General features: G+C 68.2%; 4 protein-coding genes. All 4 read left to right on the top strand.

What is annotated here, in order from left to right; translation table 11 throughout:
- Nucleotides 1-246 (top strand): hypothetical protein (locus KBI44_19930; protein MBP9146751.1); only part of this gene is annotated, 246 nt, incomplete at its 5' end.
- Between the two features lie 21 nt (nucleotides 247-267).
- Complete coding sequence (locus KBI44_19935) at nucleotides 268-1,344, top strand: Mrp/NBP35 family ATP-binding protein (protein MBP9146752.1); 1,077 nt, start codon at nucleotides 268-270, stop codon at nucleotides 1,342-1,344.
- An 85-nt stretch (nucleotides 1,345-1,429) separates the two neighbouring features.
- Nucleotides 1,430-1,669, top strand: coding sequence for a type II toxin-antitoxin system VapB family antitoxin (locus tag KBI44_19940; protein ID MBP9146753.1), 240 nt, complete (start codon nucleotides 1,430-1,432; stop codon nucleotides 1,667-1,669).
- Nucleotides 1,666-1,868: type II toxin-antitoxin system VapC family toxin (locus tag KBI44_19945; protein MBP9146754.1), on the top strand; the 203-nt coding region annotated here is incomplete at its 3' end. The genes KBI44_19940 and KBI44_19945, both read left to right, overlap by 4 nt.

Here is a 1,868-nt window from a genome sequence, read left to right on the forward strand (position 1 = left end):
GGCGGGTTCCTGATGGCGTTGAAGAGCGGGCTGCCGGTCGTGCCGGTGGGCCTCCACGGCACCCTGGCCGTGCAGTCGCGGCACAGCTTCCTGATCCGGCCGCAGACCGTCACGGTGCAGTTCGGCGAGGCGATCGCCATCGCTGGACGTTCGATCCGGGAGCTGCCGGTGGTGACCGAAGAGGTGCGCGTCCGGGTGGCGGCTCTCGCCGGGACCGAGTGCGCAGACGAGGACATTTCGCTATGAACGGGAGAGGATGAACCATCGATGAGCGGTCCGAACGTTTTGAACGAGGATCAGATCTGGGAAGTTCTGAAGGGTGTCCGGTTTCCGGGCATGAGCCGCGACATCGTCTCGTTCGGTTTCGTGAAGCAGCTCGCGATCGACGGCGGCACGGTGCGTGTGCGGCTCGTCATCACGACGCAGAATCGCGCCGCGGCCGAGCAGGTGCAGGCCGATGTCGAGCGCGCCGTCGGCGCCTTGCCGGGGGTGGCTGGCGTCGCCGTCGAAATCGAGGTCGCGGCGCCGCCGTCGCGCGAGGAGACGGCGGCGCGGGCGATCGCGCAGAACCCGAACCTGATCCCGGAGGTCCGCGCCGTGGTCGCGGTGGCGAGCGGCAAGGGCGGCGTCGGGAAGTCGACGGTGGCGAGCAATCTCGCGATCGCGCTCGGGCAGTCCGGCCACCGTGTCGGCCTCCTCGACGTCGACATCTACGGACCGTCGCTGCCGACGATGTTCGGCATCGACGAACGCCCGGTGGTCATCGGCAACCGGATCCGGCCGTTCGAGAAGTACGGCATCAGGCTCATGTCCCTGGGGTTCATCCTCGACACCGACACGCCGGTCATCTGGCGCGGTCCGATGGTGATGAAAGCGATCGAGCAGATGCTCGGCGATGTCGACTGGGGAGCGCTCGATTTCCTCATTCTCGACATGCCGCCTGGCACCGGTGACGCCCAGCTCTCCGTCATCCAGAAGGTCTCCGTCGCCGGCGCTGTGATCGTCACCACGCCCCAGGACGTCGCCCTCTTCGACGCCCGCAAGGGCCTCGCGATGTTCCGCAAGATGGAGGTTCCGGTCCTGGGCATCGTCGAGAACATGTCGACCTTCGTCTGCCCGAACTGCGGCCACGAGACCCATGTCTTCCGCAGCGGCGGCGGCGAACGAACCGCGCGCGAGCTCGACACGCCGTTCCTCGGCTCCGTCCCCCTCGACGCCGCGATCGCCGAAGGCGGCGACGCCGGCACCCCCATCGTCATCGCCCAGCCCCAAGGCCCCCACGCCGCCGCCTTCGCCAGGATCGCCGCCGCCGTGGCAGCGTCCGTCGCGCTCCGCAATCCCTAGGCACCGGGAGCACGGGCTTTCCTGGCCGGGGAGGGGATAGGATCGATGGTGTAAGGGTGGGTGTAGCGGGTGTACACTTTGGTGTATGCGGACGAATGTGCACCTGGATGACGAGCTCCTGCAGGAGGCGATGCGGCTCGCCGGAGCGAAGACCAAGCGGGCCATGCTCGATCAGGCGCTGCGTTTCTTCGTCGAGCGGAAGAATGCCGAACGCGATCTCGAGAGCTATCGCGAGCGGCTGAAGCGGGTGCAGGCGAAGACGGCCGGCCTGCGCTTCGCCGACAGCGCCACCGAGCTGGTGCGCCGGGATCGCGAGCGCGGGTGAAGGGCTTCGTCCTCGACACCAGCGTGGCGATCGCGGTCTATCTGCCGGAGGTCTTTTCGCCTGCGGCCAGGAGCCACTGGGAGCGCATCGCGGCGACGGGCGCCCGGTGCGTCGTTCCTTCGCTGCACCTGTGGGAGTTCGGCAACGTGCTCAGAACCCGTGTCCGCGCCGGAGCCCTGACCGAGTCGGATGCGCTCGA

The sequence above is a fragment of the Thermoanaerobaculia bacterium genome (assembly GCA_018057705.1).
In the GTDB taxonomy this organism is placed as follows: Bacteria; Acidobacteriota; Thermoanaerobaculia; order Multivoradales; family JAGPDF01; genus JAGPDF01.